Annotated in this window: 18 protein-coding genes and 2 tRNA genes; 12 read left to right on the top strand and 8 right to left on the bottom strand. The window is 68.9% G+C overall.

What is annotated here, in order from left to right:
• Position 1: 1 nt before the first annotated feature.
• Positions 2–1,423: an acyl-CoA synthetase gene (locus EV193_RS20025; RefSeq protein ID WP_242613517.1), complete on the bottom strand. Its 1,422-nt coding sequence runs from the start codon at positions 1,421–1,423 to the stop codon at positions 2–4.
• Positions 1,424–1,710: 287 nt separating this feature from the next.
• On the opposite strand from EV193_RS20025, the gene tsaB reads away from it, so the two are divergent.
• Genes tsaB through tsaD form a run of 3 tightly spaced genes read left to right on the top strand, consistent with a single transcriptional unit; the run spans position 1,711 to position 3,841 of the window.
• Positions 1,711–2,325 carry a tRNA (adenosine(37)-N6)-threonylcarbamoyltransferase complex dimerization subunit type 1 TsaB gene (tsaB, locus tag EV193_RS20020; protein WP_242613516.1) on the top strand — a complete coding sequence of 205 codons (615 nt, stop codon included), beginning with the start codon at positions 1,711–1,713 and terminating at the stop codon, positions 2,323–2,325.
• Positions 2,325–2,801, top strand: a complete 477-nt coding sequence (gene rimI / locus EV193_RS20015; protein WP_130345823.1) for a ribosomal protein S18-alanine N-acetyltransferase — start codon at positions 2,325–2,327, stop codon at positions 2,799–2,801. The genes tsaB and rimI overlap by 1 nt, the downstream gene beginning before the upstream one ends.
• A complete protein-coding gene (gene tsaD, locus EV193_RS20010) occupies positions 2,798–3,841 on the top strand; it encodes a tRNA (adenosine(37)-N6)-threonylcarbamoyltransferase complex transferase subunit TsaD (RefSeq protein ID WP_130345689.1) in 1,044 nt (347 codons plus the stop codon). Before rimI ends, tsaD begins: the two co-directional genes overlap by 4 nt.
• On the opposite strand, the gene EV193_RS20005 is transcribed toward tsaD, so the two are convergent.
• Positions 3,842–4,681 carry a hypothetical protein gene (locus tag EV193_RS20005; RefSeq protein ID WP_130345688.1) on the bottom strand — a complete coding sequence of 280 codons (840 nt, stop codon included), beginning with the start codon at positions 4,679–4,681 and terminating at the stop codon, positions 3,842–3,844.
• A 28-nt stretch (positions 4,682–4,709) separates the two neighbouring features.
• Between EV193_RS20005 and EV193_RS20000 the strand changes: the two genes are divergently transcribed.
• The 6 genes from EV193_RS20000 to EV193_RS19980 all read left to right on the top strand — a co-directional run bounded on the left by EV193_RS20000 (position 4,710) and on the right by EV193_RS19980 (position 8,573).
• The gene (locus EV193_RS20000) at positions 4,710–5,057 is read left to right on the top strand and encodes an integrase (RefSeq protein ID WP_130345687.1); all 348 of its coding nucleotides are present in this window, start codon (positions 4,710–4,712) and stop codon (positions 5,055–5,057) included.
• Between the two features lie 416 nt (positions 5,058–5,473).
• Positions 5,474–5,547: transfer RNA gene (locus EV193_RS19995), tRNA-Arg, on the top strand.
• A gap of 97 nt (positions 5,548–5,644) precedes the next feature.
• Positions 5,645–5,716: transfer RNA gene (locus EV193_RS19990), tRNA-Arg, on the top strand.
• Between the two features lie 372 nt (positions 5,717–6,088).
• Complete coding sequence (locus EV193_RS34770; protein ID WP_130345686.1) at positions 6,089–7,513, top strand: NucA/NucB deoxyribonuclease domain-containing protein; 1,425 nt, start codon at positions 6,089–6,091, stop codon at positions 7,511–7,513.
• Between the two features lie 109 nt (positions 7,514–7,622).
• On the top strand, positions 7,623–8,024 hold the full coding sequence (locus EV193_RS33780; protein ID WP_207222719.1) for a hypothetical protein: 402 nt from the start codon (positions 7,623–7,625) through the stop codon (positions 8,022–8,024).
• Between the two features lie 312 nt (positions 8,025–8,336).
• Positions 8,337–8,573 (top strand): hypothetical protein, encoded by a 237-nt coding sequence (locus EV193_RS19980; protein WP_130345685.1) that lies wholly within the window; start codon positions 8,337–8,339, stop codon positions 8,571–8,573.
• 3 nt (positions 8,574–8,576) lie between these two features.
• On the opposite strand, the gene EV193_RS19975 is transcribed toward EV193_RS19980, so the two are convergent.
• Together EV193_RS19975 and EV193_RS19970 are read right to left on the bottom strand one after the other, a co-directional pair.
• A complete protein-coding gene (locus tag EV193_RS19975) occupies positions 8,577–10,514 on the bottom strand; it encodes an N-acetylmuramoyl-L-alanine amidase (RefSeq protein WP_130345684.1) in 1,938 nt (645 codons plus the stop codon).
• 92 nt (positions 10,515–10,606) lie between these two features.
• Positions 10,607–10,990 carry a winged helix-turn-helix transcriptional regulator gene (locus EV193_RS19970; protein ID WP_130345683.1) on the bottom strand — a complete coding sequence of 128 codons (384 nt, stop codon included), beginning with the start codon at positions 10,988–10,990 and terminating at the stop codon, positions 10,607–10,609.
• Positions 10,991–11,082: 92 nt separating this feature from the next.
• Here EV193_RS19970 and EV193_RS19965 point away from each other — a divergent pair, with 92 nt between their 5' ends.
• The gene (locus EV193_RS19965; protein ID WP_130345682.1) at positions 11,083–11,964 is read left to right on the top strand and encodes an NADP-dependent oxidoreductase; all 882 of its coding nucleotides are present in this window, start codon (positions 11,083–11,085) and stop codon (positions 11,962–11,964) included.
• A 99-nt stretch (positions 11,965–12,063) separates the two neighbouring features.
• On the opposite strand, the gene EV193_RS19960 is transcribed toward EV193_RS19965, so the two are convergent.
• The 3 genes from EV193_RS19960 to EV193_RS19950 all read right to left on the bottom strand — a co-directional run bounded on the left by EV193_RS19960 (position 12,064) and on the right by EV193_RS19950 (position 15,375).
• The gene (locus EV193_RS19960) at positions 12,064–13,668 is read right to left on the bottom strand and encodes an alkaline phosphatase D family protein (RefSeq protein ID WP_130345681.1); all 1,605 of its coding nucleotides are present in this window, start codon (positions 13,666–13,668) and stop codon (positions 12,064–12,066) included.
• Between the two features lie 96 nt (positions 13,669–13,764).
• Positions 13,765–14,505, bottom strand: coding sequence for a DUF427 domain-containing protein (locus EV193_RS19955; protein WP_130345680.1), 741 nt, complete (start codon positions 14,503–14,505; stop codon positions 13,765–13,767).
• A gap of 39 nt (positions 14,506–14,544) precedes the next feature.
• Positions 14,545–15,375: a DUF427 domain-containing protein gene (locus tag EV193_RS19950; RefSeq protein WP_130345679.1), complete on the bottom strand. Its 831-nt coding sequence runs from the start codon at positions 15,373–15,375 to the stop codon at positions 14,545–14,547.
• Positions 15,376–15,589: 214 nt separating this feature from the next.
• Between EV193_RS19950 and groES the strand changes: the two genes are divergently transcribed.
• A complete protein-coding gene (groES, locus tag EV193_RS19945) occupies positions 15,590–15,883 on the top strand; it encodes a co-chaperone GroES (protein ID WP_130345678.1) in 294 nt (97 codons plus the stop codon).
• Between the two features lie 89 nt (positions 15,884–15,972).
• The gene (gene groL, locus EV193_RS19940) at positions 15,973–17,613 is read left to right on the top strand and encodes a chaperonin GroEL (RefSeq protein WP_130345677.1); all 1,641 of its coding nucleotides are present in this window, start codon (positions 15,973–15,975) and stop codon (positions 17,611–17,613) included.
• A gap of 164 nt (positions 17,614–17,777) precedes the next feature.
• On the opposite strand, the gene EV193_RS19935 is transcribed toward groL, so the two are convergent.
• Positions 17,778–18,077: a WhiB family transcriptional regulator gene (locus EV193_RS19935; protein WP_130345676.1), complete on the bottom strand. Its 300-nt coding sequence runs from the start codon at positions 18,075–18,077 to the stop codon at positions 17,778–17,780.
• Between the last annotated feature and the right edge of the window lie 222 nt (positions 18,078–18,299).

The following is an 18,299-nucleotide window of genomic DNA, read 5'->3' as shown; positions in this document are numbered from 1 at the left end:
CTCAGGGAGCCAGCTTGCGCTTGGTCACCTTGCCCATGTCGTTGCGCGGCAACGCATCCAGGAACCGCACCACCCGAGGGCGCTTGTGCGGGGACAGCAGCCGCGCCACGTGGTCGGCCAGCTCGTCGGGGTCCGGCGCCTCGCCCTCGGCCACCACCCACGCCACGATCCGCTCTCCGAGATCCGGGTCCGGCTCGCCGGTCACCGCCGCCTCGGCCACCGCCGGGTGCTCCAGCAACGCGTTCTCGATCTCGCCGGCGCCGATCTTGTACCCACCGCTCTTGATCAGGTCGGTGGACTTGCGGCCCACGATCCGCAGATAGCCCTCGCCGTCCACGGTGGCCATGTCGCCGGTACGGAACCATCCGTCCACAAAGGACTCCTCGGTGGCGTCCGGCCGGTTCAGGTACCCGGCGAACAGGTTCGGCCCGCGCACCTCGATCTCGCCGACCGTCGCGTCGTCGGCCGGCACCGGCTCGCCGCTCTCGTCCAGCACTCGGACGTCCACATCGGACAGTGCGGGGCCGACCGAGCCGGGTCGCGCGGCGCCGGCCGGCACGCCGCAGATCATCAGCGTCTCGGTCATGCCGTACCGCTCGATCACCCGCTTCCCGGTCGCCGTGGTGATCCGCTCGTGGTCGACGACCGGCAGCGCGGCCGACCCGGAGATCAGCAGCCGCGCCATGCTGACCTGCTTGGCCAGGTGCGGATCGCGCTCGCAGTCCGCGGCCAGCCGGTGGTACATCGTCGGCACGCCGAACATCACGCCGCCGGTCTCGGCCAGCTCGGCCGCCATCGCCTCGGTGGAGAACCGGCCGAGGTGGTGCACCGCGCCGCCGCGCCGCAGCGGGCCCACCACACCCAGGATCAGCCCGTGCACGTGGAACAGCGGCAGCGCGTGCACGATCGTGTCCTCGGCGGTCCATTCCCAGGCGATCGCCAGTGCGTCGAGGCTCGCCGCGACCGCACGCCGGGGCAGCACCACGCCCTTCGGCGGACCGGTGGTGCCGGAGGTGTACACGACGAACGCGGGCGACTCGGGGTCCGGCTCGTCGGGCAGCGCGCCGACCTCGCGCGAGGTCAGGTCGACGGTGACCCGCCGCACCGCGCCGAGCCCGTCCGGCAGCTCCTCGTCCGGCCCGGCGAGCACGATCTCCGGCTCGCTGTCCGCCACGATGTGCGCCAGCTCTCGCTCGCCGATCTTCGGGTTCACCGGCACCACCGGCACGCCGGCGAGCAGGCCGGCCACCACCGCGACGCACGTCTGCGGGGTCGGCGTCGCCCACACCGCGACCCGCCGCGCCTCGCTGATCAGCGGCACCAGTACGCGGGCCGCCGTGGCCAGGTCGGCGTAGCTCAGGGACACCTCGCCGAACTCGATCGCGATGTCCGCGCTCGGCTCGCGCAACTCGGGTAGCAGCACCCGGATCACCTCCGTGCGTGACACTGGCGCGCGGCGCCTGCGGTGGCAAGCTTTCGACCTCGTAAGCTTGACCATCGTGCTAGGTCGTGCGTGGTAGGCCTCGGTCGATGGGATTCGTGAACGAGATGGTTCCTGGCAAGGCGGAGGAAGGCCCTCGTACTGGACGTACTCGGGCCTTTCGACAACGCAGCCAGGGGCCATCTCGGCGCGAATCCCGCGACCATGGGCCTGCCAGGCGCGGCCTGGTTCTGGCGGTCGATACGGCGACACCCGCGGTCACGGCCGGCGTGGTGCGGCTGGAGGCCGACCTGCCGCCGGAGACGCTCGCCGAGCGGGTCACGGTCGACGCGAAGGCGCACGGCGAGCTGCTCACCCCGCACGTGCTGGACGCGCTGCGCGAGGCGGGCCTGTCGCTCGCCGACGTCGAGGCGATCGCGTGCGGCGTCGGGCCGGGCCCGTTCACCGGGTTGCGCGCGGGCATGGTCACCGCGGGCGCGCTCGGCCACGCGCTGGACGTGCCGGTGTACCCGGTGTGCAGCCTGGACGCGATCGCCGCGGAGCTGTCCGGCCCGGCGCTGGTGATCACCGACGCTCGGCGCAAGGAGGTCTACTGGGCGGCCTACGACGCCGGCGGCGCGCGGGTTTCCGGTCCGTCGGTGAGCCGGCCGGCCGATCTCGACACGAGCGGTGTGACTCGGGCGGCGGGCTACGGCGCGCGGCTGTACGCCGATGTGCTCGGCCTGGAGGTGGCCGGTCCGGAGCACCCGTCGCCGGCCGGACTGGTGGCCGCCGTCGCCGCCGAGCTGCTCGCCGGTGCCACACCCGGCCCGCTCACGCCGCTGTACCTGCGCAGGCCGGACGCCGTCGAGCCGGGCGCACGCAAGCGGGTGACGCCGCAATGATCAGCGTGAAACCGTTGCGGCGTAAGGACTTGACGCGGTGCGCCGAATTGGAGCGGATCCTGTTCGCGGGCGACGATCCGTGGAGCGAGGCGGCGTTCGAGTCCGAGCTGGACTGGGGCAACCGGTACTTCGGCGCGTACAGCGGTGAGCAGCTCATCGGGTACGCGGGCCTGTCGCTGGTCGGCCGCGCGCCCGATTTCGAGGGCACCGTGAACACGCTCGGCGTGGACCCCGAGTGGCAGGGTCGCGGTGTGGGCACCCTGCTGCTGCGCGCCTTGCTGGGCGTCGCCGACGACGTGAACGCGCCGGTGTACCTGGAGGTGCGCACGGACAACGCGGCGGCGATCGGGCTCTACGAGGCGCACGGTTTCCACCAGATCGGGTTGCGCCGCAAGTACTACCAGCCGTCCGGCGCGGACGCCTACACGATGGCGCGCCCCGCGCGGCGGCCCGCCGAGGAGGCGAGCACCCCGTGAGCAAGATCGTCATGGGCATCGAGAGCTCGTGCGACGAGACCGGCGTCGGGATCGTCGCGCTGGCCGACGACGGCACGATGGAGTTGCTGGCCGACGAGGTGGCCTCCAGCGTCGAACTGCACGCCCGGTTCGGCGGCGTGGTGCCGGAGGTGGCCAGCCGGGCGCACCTCGAAGCGATGGTGCCCACCATGCGGCGCGCGCTGTCCGACTCGGGAATCACGCTGTCCGACGTGGACGCGATCGCGGTGACCTGCGGGCCGGGGTTGGCCGGCGCGCTGCTCGTCGGGGTGTCCGCGGCCAAGGCGTACGCCGCCGCGCTGGACGTGCCGCTGTACGGGGTGAACCACCTGCCCGGCCATGTCGCGGCGGACACGCTGGAGCACGGGCCGCTGCCCTCGTCCTGCCTGGCGCTGCTGGTGTCCGGCGGGCACACGCAGTTGCTGCGGGTGGACGACCTGGCCACGAAGATCACCGAGCTCGGGTTCACGATCGACGACGCGGCCGGCGAGGCGTACGACAAGGTGGCGCGGGTGCTCGGGCTGCCCTACCCGGGCGGGCCGCCGATCGACCGCGCCGCTCAGGTCGGGTCCGACTCGATCGCCTTCCCGCGCGGGCTCACCGGGCCGCGCGACGCGAAGTACGACTTCTCCTTCTCCGGGTTGAAGACCGCGGTGGCGCGCTGGGTGGAGGCGCGCGAGGCGAACGGCGAGCCGGTGCCGGTGGACGACGTGTGCGCGTCGTTCCAGGAGGCGGTGGCCGACGTGCTGACCGCGAAGGCGGTGCGAGCCGCGACCGATCTGGGCATCGGCACGCTCGTGGTCTCCGGCGGTGTGGCGGCCAACTCGCGGCTGAAAGCGTTGGCGCGGCAGCGATGCGACGAGGCCGGCATCACGCTGCGGGTGCCCAGGCCGCGCCTGTGCACGGACAACGGCGCGATGATCGCGGCACTCGGCGCGCACGTCGTCGCGGCCGGCGTTCAACCGTCCACTTTGGACCTGTCGGCCGATCCGGCGCTGCCGGTGAGCGTCGTGTCGGTGTAGCTAGCGGTACACCTGCACCGGTGCGCGGTCGGGCGCGGTGCGGGTGAGTGCGCCGAGGTCGCCGCGCAGCAGGTCGTCGTGCGCCAGCGAGAAGTCGCCGTTGGGCAGCGCGCCGCCGGCGAACTCGGCGCCGATCACCTCGTCCGGCAGGAACTCGCGCAGCGCGGCGCGCATCGTCGGCGGGTAGTCCACCCGGCTGCCCCAGCCGGGGCCGGCCTCGTCGGTGCCGAACACCACCCAGTGATCCGGCCGCACCAGCGCGTCCAGGTCGGGCGGGCCGCCGGTGTGGCAGTCGATCGCCGGCACGGTCAGCACGCTCGGATCGATCGGCTCGTACCACAGCAGCAGCGGCTTGGCGCGCTTCGCGTCCGCGTTGTCGAAGCAGCACACCACGATCGTGTGCAGCGGGAAAGCGTTGGCGTAGAAGGAGAACAGCGCCTCGTCCAGGTGCGGGCGGCGTGCCTGCGGCACCCGGTCCAGCGCGGCCGGCACGAGCGTCGGATCGTCGGCCAGCACCACGGTGTACACGTCGTGCTCGAACACCGTCACCGATCGCGAGTACGCCGGCGCGCTCATCCAGTCCATGCCGCCGGCCGCCGCCGGGGTGAGCGCCTCGGTCATCGCGGTCAGTACGGTGGTGTCCCGGCCGACCGGGACGAACTGCTCCTGGGTGAGTCGCACCGCCGGCACGTGCAGGATCATCGCGTTGGGCCCGTCGGCGTGGTTGATCGCCGTGTTCTGGTAGCCGAGCACCTCGACGCGGCCGTGCCGAGGATGGAGTCTGCGGCCGGCGAACAGGATCGTGGACGTGAAGCTCGCCGGTCCCGTGGAGACGCACATGGACCGACCATAAGGGGTGACCGACCCGGTGAGGACCCGATTGCGCACGTTGCACGTCGGCGACAGGTCGTTCGCGTGGACGGCGGAGATCGCGCACCTGCCCGCACCGGGGCGCGAGCGCTGTGTGCGCGTCCGAGTGTGGGCGGACAAGAACGGCTGCCGGCTCGACGCCGGTCTGCTGTCCACCGCCGGTGCGGGGCCGTGGGGCAGCGCCACCGATGTCAGCCACCCGACGCCGGCCGACATCCGGTTGATCGTCGAGCACGCGTCGCGGATTGGCTGGCCTGCTGACCGGCGCGGCGGCGTGTTCACGCTCACCGAGGAGAACTCGGCGGAACTGCGACTGGAACAATTCGTCGTCACCGATCCGCGGTGAATCGCCGGAAATGGGTTGCGCGGCGATCGTCATTCCGTCATAGTCGACGCCGACAGCGACACAGGAGGCAGTCATGAATGCCAATCGGCACTCGGTACCGGCGCGACGCCAGCACGGCGCCGTCGCTGCCGCATGGCCGCTTGACCTGCGGCTGCGCCTGCGTCTGGGCGGCCGAGGCTCCCCGATATGACCTCTCAGTGAGGCATGAACGGGAGCCGCCCTTCGGGAGACCGAACAGGGCGGCTTCTTCTATTCGGCGCGCCCGAAAATGGGTCGCCGTCAATTTCTGCTGCTGGTTCTGAACAATTCCAGAGTGACGTGTGCCGGAATTCCGGCACGTTTGGACCTGTCGGCCGCTACCTCGACAGGTCACCTGGCCGCGCGCGTCGAGATGGGGGCTCCGCGCGCGGCCACGGGTCCCCGTAGCTCAGGTGGACAGAGTGCGGCGCTACGAACGCCGAGGTCCGAGGTTCGAATCCTCGCGGGGACACGCAGACGGGTACGAGGGAGACGGCAACCCATCCGCTTCGGGAGCGGAAGACACCACGTTCGACTCGTGGGTACCCGACGATAGATCTGCTGCGAACGCCCCCGTGGTCCAACGGAGACGACACCGGCCTCCGAAGCCGGAGATCCAGGTTCGACTCCTGGCGAGGGCACCGATCCAGGCAATGTACGAATCTTTCGCTCCGTAAACCATCGCTTCGGCGGTGGTGGAGGAGCGATGGGTGGGATCCCGCCGCTGGTTGGCCACTGTCAAGCTCAAGCTCGCACCGCCTCAAAGTGCTGTCGATGTGCGCGACGAGGGCGTCTCGTTTTAGCTGATATTGACAATTCGCGTGCTGGCTGGCCTGAATCACTCGTTTGGCGGAAAGTAGTTGACGAGACAGGTAACTAATGTCGAAACCGGTCAACCTCTGGCCACTGGGGCACGAACTGGGGGTTGTTGTCGTATCGGGGGATTCTGATTTGCAACGTTCAGTTCACTGAACGTTGCACGTCGAATTGTCACACCTGCCGTTCTCCCTCTGATGTGTAGTGCATTAGTGAAGGAGATTGCAATCGTGAAAGGGATCAGTCGAGTAAGATCGAGGGTGCTGACCGTCCTGGCGATATTGGCGGCGTCGCTATTGACGAGTCCGAGCGCCCAGGGTGCGGTGCGCCCGGAACGGCTCGGGCATATTTCTGTCGGCGTCTCGCCCGGCGCAGCAAATCCTGACGGGCTTACGAAATCTACATTGAGTTCAGGCCAGCGAAACATGCCGGTCACAAGTCGACGGAAGAACGCTACATGGCATCCGACTCCTGCAGACATGAACCGCCCTGCTGATGAGTTTGAAAGGCTACGCAGGGCCGCGCTCACTGACGGGTGTGCGTCACTCACGTCAGCTAGAGCATCCGGCCGTTGTACGAGGGTCGAGACGCCCGCGATCAAAGCAGATACTTCGCGAACCATCTCCGGCGCCCGGGCTCGCATCGTCAGTCCGGATGCCTCGCGTTCACCAAGACGCGAACCTGATTGCAATGCGCTTCCGTTTCGCATGAATTCCTGCAGGAACGTCGGCTGGGGATACACAGTCTGGGAAGTCATCAACGGCGTTCCTGTCAAAGAGATCGGTGGCGCCCAATTCGAGTACGCGACCGGAGTGGCATGGGATTATCTGAGCGTGAACTGGTCTCTGCGTGGGGCGATCAGCGTGACGGCTCTGTGGGGCACAGAACTCGTTCTCCCTGGACCAGACGCGGTAGTCAGTACTGGATGCACGAAGATTCCAGCCCCATGTCAATCCGACGGCACGTCCTACTACTTCAGACTGACCTTGGGCGAGCCCGTACATACGCAGGCGTGGGAACAGTACGAAACGGCCGGAGTTGGTGCGGGTACGCGAGACATCGTGAGCATGCTCGGGTACATTGGGCCAGTGATGGTTGTGCGGTCAGTGGGAGCCCCGCACGAAACTCTGCAGTTTGATATCGCTCAGTACAATGGCGTTGATGGCCAATGCGACCGCCTCGCCTACGGTTCCACGGTTGGTTGTATCGCTGCCGAGCGGGAGGGTGATTTCATCTACGCCGCACCCGATTACCCGACGGTTGGGCTAGTCGCGCAGCATGTCTACGATGCCCAGCGCGCGCTTCCCAATAATCCTGGCTGGCCCGCCAAAGGCATCGTTTTGACTTGGGCGGACGACGCCACGAGAGATGCGAACCGGAGGCACGCATGCCCGAACTCACCCCCTGGCGATGACAATTCGTGTGACGAGTTCCCGATCGCCCGTGCTCGCGAAGGCGGCTCGCTTGGATTCCCTTACTCAACTCGCGAAGTTCCTATAGAGTCAAATAGCTCTCAAGGCGGACTGACCGCGAAGTACACTCTAATATGCCGTATGCTCACCGGCGATCCGTTCTATATTTTGGCCATTTTGCCCGATGGGAGGTGGTCGTGGGATGAGTAGTGCGCGACCGGATCGTGATCTAGTGGTTGTAGCGGTAACCGAAAGTCAATATCGGATCCACGATCCGCAGCGCCCGCTCGGGCATCCATACCCTGGAACAGAGGACAGCTTGACCACCGGTGAGGACAACTGGATGGCCGTTCTCTGCGGAGTCGAGTGGGGGCCGATAGACGTCACTCTCGAGCTACACGACGTTGGCCCCGACGAGCTTGAAGCGGGATGGGAGATCGTCTCGGAACGGTCCCTGTATGTGACTTCAACGATCGTGGATTGGATGTCGACTGATGGCCAGTTGTTTAAGGCGATAAGTCTTGCGACTCCAGGTTGGCATCGTGTCCGGGTTCACGCCACAGGTCGACAAAGCCGAAAACCGAAGAGGCATACAGATGACGGCAAGGAAGAGCACAAGATCATGATCTGGCCGACAAGCGGACCGTCGGGCATGCAGCTCCTCCTAGGCCCGGACGACTACGGAAGGTCGGCTTACCCCGGCATGTTCGACAGACAGTGACCCCGGCTACTTGAATAATTGAGAAAGAAATGCGGCCGTCCGATCCCACTTCTGGTGGCCAGGCGGCCGCATTTTCGCGCTTAACGACTCTGTTCTCGGAGGATCCCCGCACGTAGGGGGTGAGGGCGTGGACTTTCAGCCATGGGCTCGAGACCTGCGCGGTCTGGTGATCACGCCTGATCGCGACTTTGGCCGGGCTGCTCCTGCGAGCGGTGATCACCCGGGATGTCGGCGTGATTGTGGAGCAATGCGACGCAGGCATATTCGCAAAGGGCGCTTGGCCTACCGTGACCTGAGGTGTTGAATACCCGCATGGCCATCTGGGCGAAGATTGAGAAGGAGTCCGAGGACGAGTCCACCGTCCGCTACCGCTTCTACTCCTCCGCGCCGGACGATCCGGGCCGCGAGATCGTGCTCGACAAGGCGGCCGAGCGGGTGACGATCATGCACGGCGTGCAGAACCACATCGCGCTGGCGTGCGCACGCAAGATCGCCACGTCCTACGTGCGCACCGGCACGGCGCCGAACGGGATGATCGTCGCCAGTTGACGGTTACCGCCCGGACGGCAGCACCTGCACGTCGTCCGCCTTGACGTAGGCCACCCGGTGCCCGAACTGCACCTGGATGTACCGCGTCTTGCCGGCGATCACCTTGTGCGCGGCCGGATCGAACGTCGTCGCCGAGTAGTACTCCGACCCCAGGTCCAGCCCGACCGCGTAGCGCTGGCCGGCCGGCAGCGAGTACTGCAGCGGCACGATGTCCTGCGGCGGATACCCGGTCGGGTACGCCTCCTTCTCCGGGTAGGCGCGCCCGAACACCGGCACGTTCGCCAGGCCCGGCTTCGGCGTCACCACGGCACCCTTGGCCCACACGCCGGTCGGCGCGCCCGGCGGGTTGAAGAACCAGCCCTTCTGGCCGAGGTACCACACCGCGGTCCAGTCACCGGCGACCTCGGCCACCGCGTACCGCTGACCGGTCTCCACCCGGCTGCCGTGGTCGGACACGTGCATCGTGCTCGGCGAGCCGTCCGGCCGCAGCCCGATGTCGGCCAGCAGCGGCGCGTCCTGCCGCGGCTCGGTGTGCAGGACGACCGACGTGGAGCCGCGTTTCGGGCACGGCGCGCCAGGGTTGTCCTTGTCGCAGCCGGTGAACGCCGGCGTGTTGTTCGCGAAGTTCGGCTTGATCGTCACCAGCCCGGCCTTGGCGTTGCCGCGCCCCTTGAGCGGCGCGCCGAGCAGGTCGAAGTAGTGCGCCCAGTCCCAGTACGGGCCCGGGTCCCAGTGCATGCCCTTGACCTTGTCCGGGGTCACGCCCGGCACGTTGTCGTGGCCGAGGATGTGTTGCCGGTCAAGGGGAATCCGGTACTTCTCGGCGAGGTGGCGCACCAGCTTCGACGACGTGCGGTACATCGCCTCGGTGTACCAGGTGCCCTGCGCGGCGAAGCCCTCGTGCTCCAGCCCGATCGACTTCGCGTTGACGTACCAGTTGCCCGCGTGCCACGCCACGTCCTTGGTCGGCACGTGCTGGGCGATGTGCCCGTCGGCGGAGCGCAGCGTGTAGTGCCAGCTCACGTACTTGGGGTCCTGCACCATCTTGAGCACGCCGTCCCAGGCGCCCTCGGTGTCGTGGATGATGATGTACTCGATCTTCTGGTCGGCCGGGCGGTTGGCCTTGTCGTGGTTGCCGTAGTCGCCGGGGCCGTCGCCGATCTTCTGGTACGGCGCGGGAATCCACTCGCAGGCGATGTCGCTGGGGCACTCCACCTCGGCGCGCGCGGTCTGCCGCAGGCCGAGCCGGCCCAGTTGCGCGGTGTTCGGCGCCAGATCCCGGGTGGGGCGCAGCAGGACGTGCTGGCCGTCGTCGGTGACGCGCTCCATACCCTGCCGCATGGTGGCGAACACCTCGCCGGCGAACGCGTTGGCCGACGCCGTGTCGGTGGCGCCCGCGTACCGCGCGATCGCGCCGTACCAGTCGGCCGGGTTGCCGCTCGCGATGCCGAGTTCTCGTTGGTACTGAGCCAAGATCGCCGCACCGCCCCGGATGTTGCGGCGCGCGTCGGAGCGCAGTGTGGCCGGGGAGTCACCGGTCAGCGTGGCCGCCAGGTCCACCGTGCGCAGCGACGGCGAGCTGTTGTCCGAGCCGGTGTCGTGCCCGTGCGCGGTGGGGCGCAGCGTCGGGCGGGCGCTGTCCCCGCGCGGGTCCTCGCTGCCGTGATCGTGGTGCGATCCGGCCGTCGCGGTGGCCACGTCGGTCAGGTGCATCGGGCCGTAGCCGGCGCTCGTGCTCGGCGTCCCGGCGTTGGTGTTCCACCGGGATTCCAAGTAGGACACACCGAGCAGCACGCTCTCCGGAACGCCGAATTCCCTTGCGGCGTCGGCGAAATCCTGCTGCCGGCCCGGCTCCGCGGCCTGGGCGGTCGGCATCAGGGCGACCGCGGCGCCGGACACGAGCGCGACGGTGACGGACAGGACCACCGGAAGACGACGCATGGCGACTCCATCACAGGGCAGGGTGAGTCGGTCGGGGATCACTCTGCTGGGCCGGCCGCCCGTCGTCAACTTTTCACGCGTGACCAGTGCGGTTAGTTCACAGGTTCCGGGGCGGGGCGGGTGTCGAACTCGGTGCGCGCGGCCATGATCCGGTCCACGTTCTCGTTGGCCCACTCGCCGAACGTGTTGAACAGCTCGCCGAGGCTGGTGCCCAGCTCGGTCACCGAGTAGTCCACGCGCGGCGGGACGGTCGGGTACACGGTGCGCCGGACCATGCCGTCGCGCTCCAGCGAGCGCAGCGTCTGGGTCAGCATCTTCTGCGTGATGCCGTCCAGGAACCGGCGCAGCTCGTTGAACCGCATGGTGCCGCCGTTGCTTCGCAGCGAGGTCAGCACCAGGACGGTCCACTTGTTGGTGATCGCCTCCAGCACGGTTCTGGCCGGGCAGGCGTGCAGGTAGGACTGGACGGTATCCATGAGGTACCTGAGTACCAGAGAAGTGCCTTCTTCACAACGGATACCGGCTCACACATGCTGAAACGCACGTGATCGACAGTGAAGGAGACATCGTGCGAGCGATCAATCAACAGGTGCTCGGCGGGCCGGAGGTGCTGGAACTGGTCGAGGTGGACCCGCCGGTCCCGGCGGACGGCGAGGTGCTCGTCCGGGTGCGCGCAGCCGGCGTGAACCCGGCCGACTGGAAGCTGCGCTCGGGTGTGGTGGACCGGATCGGGCCGCCGCCGTTCCGGCTCGGGCTCGAGTTCTCCGGCGTCGTGGAGGGGACCGGAGAGGAGGTGTTCGCGCTGTGGCTGTCGCGCGCCGGCGCGTACGCGGAGTACGTCGCCGTGCCCGGGGAAGCCTTGGCGCGCAAGCCTTCCAGCGTCGACCACACGCACGCCGCCGCGTTGCCGGGCGCCGCGCTCACCGCGTGGCAGGCGCTGGCCGGCGTCGCCGGAGTCCACAGTGGACAGAGGGTGCTGGTGCACGCGGCGGCCGGTGGGGTCGGCCATCTGGCGGTGCAGATCGCCAAGGCGCGCGGCGCGTACGTGATCGGCACCGCGCGGGCGGACAAGCACGAGTTCGTGCGCTCGCTGGGCGCGGACGAGGTGGTCGACTACACGGCGGTCGACTTCACCGAGGCGATCGACCCGGTGGACGTGGCCTACGACCTGGTGGGCGGCGACTACGGCAGCCGATCACTGTCCATTGTGGACTCCGGCGGCGTGCTGCTGGACGCGGTGGGCGACGACGCGGAGGGCGGCGGCGATCCGAGGTACCGCCGGTTCTACGTGTCGCCGTCCGGGGCCGATCTCGCCGAGATCGCCGCGCTGGTGGACGCCGGCACGCTGCGGGTGCACGTCGAGCAGACCCTCGATCTGGCCGACGCCGCGAAGGCGCACCAGCTCAGCGAGTCCGGCCGGGTGCGCGGCAAGATCGTCCTCACCGTGTGAAACGCGCGAGTCCCGCGCCCCGCACCGGCGAGTCCCGCGCCCTGCACGGTGCAGAGCGCGGGACTCGGGGTGTCTGAGCGCGGGACTCGCGGTGTCCGGTCAGGCGGGGTGGAGCGTCGGATCGCCGTCGGCCACCACGAAGCTCTTGGCGGTCTTGGCGGGCGCGCCGGCCTTGGTCACGTAGTCCAGCGTGCGGTAGTCGGCGCGCACCTCCTTCTCGGTGAACTTCGTGCGGATGTAGCCGCGCCGGTTCGCGTGGTACTTGACGTGCGGGTTCTCCTTGAGCGTGTCCGCGCCGTCGTCGCTGTTGCCGTCGCCGCCGCTGGTGACCGAGGTGGTCACGAACTCCACGCCGACACCCTTGGAGCCCGGCTCGTCGTAGGTCTCCTTGATCTCCGCGGCCCAGTGCCGGTGCACGTCACCGGTGAGCACGACGCCGTTGCGCACCTTCGAGGCGCCCATCGCGGCGGCGATCTTGTCCCGGTTGGGCTTGTACCCGTCCCAGGCGTCGGTGTTGTAGCCCTTGTCACCGCCCTTGGTGAGGTCGATCTGGGCGAAGAACACCTGCTGGCCGAGCACGTCCCAGCGCGCCGAGGTGTTGTTGAACCCGTCGATGATCCACTTCTCCTGCTCGGTCCCGGTCAGCGAGCGCTTCGGGTCCAGCCGGTCCTCGCAGTCGACCACCACGCTGCCGTTGCCGCACGCCTGGTCGCTGCGGTACTGGCGGGTGTCGAGCATGTGGAAGTTGGCCAGCGCGCCCCACGCGTAGCGGCGATACAGCTGCATGTCGATCCCGCTTGGGCGGGACGTCGAGCGCAGCGGCATGTGCTCGTAGTACGCCTTGAACGCGTCGCGCCGGCGGGGGAGGAACTTCTCGCCGGGCGTCTGCGAGGAGTCCTCCGGCTTCTCGTCCGCCCAGTTGTTCTCCACCTCGTGGTCGTCCCACACGACCAACCACGGCGCGACCGCGTGCGCGGCCTGCAGGTCGACGTCGGTCTTGTACTGGCCGTGCCGCTGCCGGTAGCCGGCCAGCGCCGTGGTCTCCGGTCCGAGCACCTTGCGCACGTCCTTGTCGCCGGCCGTGTACTCGTACTGGTAGTCGCCGAGGTGCAGGATCAGACCGGGATTGTCCTCGGCCATCCGGCGGTACGCGGTGAAGTAGCCCTGCCCGAAGTGCGAGCAGGAGGCGAAGCACATGGTCAGCTCGCCGAGCGTGCCCGGGGCCGGCGCGGTGCGGGTGCGCCCGACCATGGAGTAGTCGCCTTCGGCGCGGAACCGGTAGAAGTACTCCGTGCCCGCCTCGAGACCGGTCGCCTCGACGTGCACGCTGTGCGCCCACTCCCGGACGGCGTCCTCGGTGCCGCGCTGCACCACCTGGGTGAACTTCTCGTCCTTGGCGATCTCCCAGTCTACCTTGACGAGCTTGTCCGGCATCCCGCCGAAGCCGTCCTCCGCGGTCGCGTTCGGGGCGAGCCGGGTCCACAGCACGACGCCGTCCGGCAGCGGGTCACCCGAGGCCACGCCCAGGTTGAAGAACGGGCCCTTGACCCGCTCGACGCCCGCGCCGCTGGACGACGACGCGCGCGCGATGCCGCTGTCGGACAGGCCGGCGCCGAGTGCGACGGCGCCGAAGGCACCGGCTCCGCCGAGCAGCACGGCGCGTCTCGAGACAGGCTGGCGCGGTTGTGGTGGGAGTGCGGACACGAGACCTCCTCGTTCGGGACGAAGGTGAACTGTTGGCCACCTTCGCACCGACCAAGTGATCAATGCACCCACTTTCGGGTGAGGTCTAAGTGAACCTCAGCGCCGCACGCCGTCCACGAAGAGATCCACCTTCTCGTCGTAGAAGCACAGGTGGCCGCCGATCTCGACAGCGTCGGGGAGTGGCTGCTCGTAGGCCCACACAAGATCGGGGTGGGTCTGCCCGGCGGCGGTCACCGCCCAATAGTCGGCCGTGCCCTTGTACTGGCACACGGTCGCGGTGTCGGTCGGCGTGAGCAGCTCGGTGCGCACGTCGGCGCGCGGCAGGTAGTACCGCGGCGACAGCCCGGTCTCGAACACCACCCGCGCGTTCGTGCTCTCCGCCAGCAGCTCGCCGTCCAGCTCGACGCGCACCGGCGTCGAGGTCCGCCGGACGTCGATCCGGTGATACGGGTCGCGAGGGTGACCGAGGATCGCCTCGTCCTCCTCGAGCCATCCGTCGAACGTGTCGAAGTCGAGCAGCACCAGGCCGGCCAGGTCGGGGTCGGCCGGCCGGAATGCCGCGCCGGCCAGTGTCACGCCGTCCGCCTCGATGGACAGCGGCTCGCCGTCGGCCGTGTGCGCCCCGGCCGCCGCCTCAGCCGGAGTGAGGGTGCCGCGCACGTCCTCGGCCGGCACCGCGTAGGTGGCCCGGTACTGGTTCGGCTCCCACACCAGCACCGCCCGACGGCTGTCCACGACGGTCGTGTCACCGGCGCGCGCCCGCACCCGCTTGGCCGTCGGCTCGTAGCGCAGCTCGCCGTACACGCGCTTGCGCTCCCTGCTCAGTTTGATCGCCATACGGGACACAACCCCGGACACGGACCAGGGATTCCGCGATCACGACCACGGGGTGACCGGCCGCTCGCGGAGCACGCCGTCGACGATCACGTCCACCCGCTCGTCGAGGAAGCACATCCGCCAGGCCACGTCCCGCGCGTCGGACAGCGGCCGCTCGTAGGACCACACCAGATCGAGGTATCGCTGCCCGTGCACGTGCGCCGCCCAGTAGCGCGCGTGTCCCTTGTAGGCGCAGGTGGTGATCGTGTCGGTGGGTGTGAGCAGCTCGGTGCGCACGTCGGCGCGCGGCAGGTAGAACCGGGGCAGGATGTGGGTTTCGAACAGCAGCAGCGCGCCGGTGCTCTCGGCCAGCACCACCCCGTCCAGCTCGACGCGCACCGGCGTGGAGGTGTGGCGGACGTCGATGCGGGAGAACGGATCGCGCGGGTGCCCGACGATCACCTCGTCCTCCTCGAACCACTCGTCGAACGCGGAGAAGTCGAGGATCACGTGGTCGGCGAGGTCGGGGTCGGACGGCCGGAACGCCGCGCCGTCGAGCCGCACCTGGCCGGCGCACACGGACAGCGAGACGCCGTCGCAGGTGTGCGCGGCGAACGGCGTGCGCGGGTCGAGCACCGGCGGCCCGCCGGCCTCCAGCCGCACCGGGTGCTCCTCCGCGCGGACGTTCTCGGCGGGCTCCAGCACGGCGTTGACGTCCTCGACGGGCACCGCGTAGGACGGCACGACGCGCTTGGGCTCCCAGACGAGCACCGCCCGCCGGCTGTCGACCAGCGTCCGGCTGCCGGCGCGGGCGCGCACGTGTTTGCGGGTCGGCTCGTGGCGCAGCTCCCCGAGATGGCCGGCCAGCTCACGGCTCAGGTGAACGGACATGTTCTGTCTATCCGTCGCGCGGGCCGTCGTGTGACGGCAGCCGTTCGGGTTGCCCGATGACCTGCGGGGACACCCTCGTTGCACGGCTAGCACTCGCGTGGGTAGAGTGCTAGCGACGGCACCGATACCGCCCCGGCACCCGCGACGGCGGGGTGGCAGGAGCCGAGACTGGTAACTGCCCAAACGCTTTCGAACGACCGTGGAGGTCACAGCGGTGAGCGTGAACATCAAGCCGCTCGAGGACAAGATCGTTGTCCAGGCGAGCGAGGCCGAGGCCACGACGGCATCCGGCCTTGTCATCCCGGACACCGCCAAGGAGAAGCCCCAGGAGGGCAAGGTCCTGGCCGTGGGTCCGGGTCGGATCGACGACAAGGGCAACCGCGTCCCCGTGGACGTGGCTGCCGGCGACGTCGTCATCTACTCCAAGTACGGCGGCACCGAGGTCAAGTACAACGGTGAGGAGTACCTGATCCTCTCCGCCCGCGACGTGCTGGCCGTCATCAACTGACGGACAAGCGTCCTTTGTAGACAGACGCCCCGGCGCCCCTTCCCGGGGCACCGGGGCGTCTTCCATACGCGGCACGAGAGAGAAGGCACATGCCAAAGAAGATCAGCTTCGACGAGGACGCTCGTCGGGCGTTGGAGCGCGGCGTGAACAAGCTCGCCGACGCGGTCAAGGTCACCCTTGGTCCGCGCGGCCGGCACGTCGTGCTCGCCAAGAAGTTCGGTGGCCCGACCGTCACCAACGACGGTGTGACCATCGCGCGGGAGATCGATCTCGACGACTCGTTCGAGAACCTGGGCGCCCAGCTCGCCAAGAGCGTCGCCACCAAGACCAACGACATCGCGGGTGACGGCACCACCACGGCGACCGTGCTGGCCCAGGCGCTGGTGCGCGTGGGCATGCGCAACGTCGCCGCCGGTGCCAACCCGACCGCCATCGGCAACGGCATCGCCAAGGCCGCCGACGCCGTGGTCGAGCACCTCAAGTCCAAGGCCACCCCGGTCAAGGGCCGCGACAACATCGCCCAGGTGGGCACCGTGGCGTCCCGGGACGCCTCGATCGGCGCGCTGCTCGGCGAGGCCATCGAGAAGGTCGGCGAGGACGGCGTGATCACCGTCGAGGAGTCCTCGACGCTGGCCACCGAGCTCGCCATCACCGAGGGCGTGCAGTTCGACAAGGGCTGGCTGTCGGCGCACTTCGTGACCGACGTCGAGCGCCAGGAGGCCGTGCTCGAGGACACCTACGTCCTGCTGCACCGGGAGAAGATCTCCGCGATCGCGGACCTGCTCCCGCTGCTGGAGAAGATCGCGCAGGCCGGCAAGCCGGTGCTGATCATCGCCGAGGACGTCGACGGTGAGGCGCTGTCCACCCTGGTGGTCAACGCCCTGCGCAAGACGATCAAGGCGGTCGCGGTGAAGGCGCCGTACTTCGGCGACCGGCGCAAGGCGTTCCTGGACGACCTGGCCGTCGTCACCGGCGCTCAGGTGGTCTCGGCGGACATCGGCGCGAAGCTGTCCGACGCCGGCGTGGACGTGCTGGGCACGGCGCGGCGGATCGTGATCACCAAGGACGACACCACGATCGTCGACGGCGGCGGCGCGAAGGCCGACGTGGACGGGCGCGCGGAGCAGATCCGCAAGGAGATCGACGGCACCGACTCCGACTGGGACCGCGAGAAGCTGCAGGAGCGGCTGGCCAAGCTGTCCGGCGGCATCGCGGTGATCAAGGTCGGCGCGGCCACCGAGACCGAGCTTGCCGAGCGCAAGCACCGCATCGAGGACGCTGTGGCGGCGACTCGTGCGGCGGTCGAGGAGGGCATCGTGCCCGGCGGCGGTTCGGCGCTGGTGCACGCGGCCAGGCAGCTCGACGGCGGCCTCGGCCTGACCGGCGACGAGGCCACCGGCGTGGCGATCGTGCGGGAGGCGCTGGCCGCCCCGCTGCACTGGATCGCGGCGAACTCCGGCCTCGAGGGCGCGGTCGTGGTGCACAAGGTGCGCGAGATGGAGTGGGGCCACGGCCTCAACGCGGCCACGCTCGCCTACGGCGACCTGCTGGACGCCGGCGTGGTCGACCCGGTGAAGGTGACCCGCTCCGCGGTCGTCAACGCCGCCTCGATCGCGCGGATGGTGCTCACCACCGAGAGCGCGATCGTGGAGAAGAAGGAAGACGAGCCGGACGCGGGCGGCCATGGCCATGGTCATGGACACGGCCACGGGCACGGCCCCGGCTTCTAGTCCGCCTCCCCGGAATTTCCCAGTACGGCCGCGTTCCAGCGAACAGTGCGGTCGGTCTGTCACCGGGGCTGAGCTGCGTCACGTTCCCCTAAGGCGCGGCTGATTGGCACAACTGAAAAGACCACCCCTGGCGCCGTGGCGTCAGGGGTGGTCTTCGTTCGTGCTCAAGCGGTGATCGCCAGCGCCCGCTTCTCCGACTTGATGATCGCGTCGCGCTCCGATTCCGACAGGCCGCCCCAGATGCCGTACGGCTCGTGTACGGCAAGCGCGTGCTTGCGGCACAACTGCAGGACCGGACACGCCTGACAGACCGCCTTGGCCTTGGCTTCCCTGCGCGCTCGCGCCGGGCCGCGTTCGCCGTCCGGGTGGAAGAAGAACGCGCTGTCCATGCCTCGGCAGGAGCCCTCGAGCTGCCAGTCCCACACATCCGCGTTGGGTCCTGGAAGCCTTCGAGTGTCCGCCATGGTGACCGCCTCCCCGACTGAAGACAGTGGAGCTGTACTCCATTTGGTGCAACGGACACAACCGTAGAACCGCGCCAATCCTTGTTCAAGACCGATCGCGCCAATAGTGGTCCAATTCAGCCGATCGGAATCTTGGCTAGCCACAGAGCGTGTTCAGAGATCCAGTTGCCGGCCGGTGTCGGCAACCGGACTATGGGGGCGTGGCGACCAAGTCGGAACCGG

The sequence above is a fragment of the Herbihabitans rhizosphaerae genome, from assembly GCF_004216555.1.
Lineage (GTDB): Bacteria > Actinomycetota > Actinomycetes > Mycobacteriales > Pseudonocardiaceae > Herbihabitans > Herbihabitans rhizosphaerae.
This window is presented reverse-complemented; position numbering and strand designations above follow the sequence as displayed.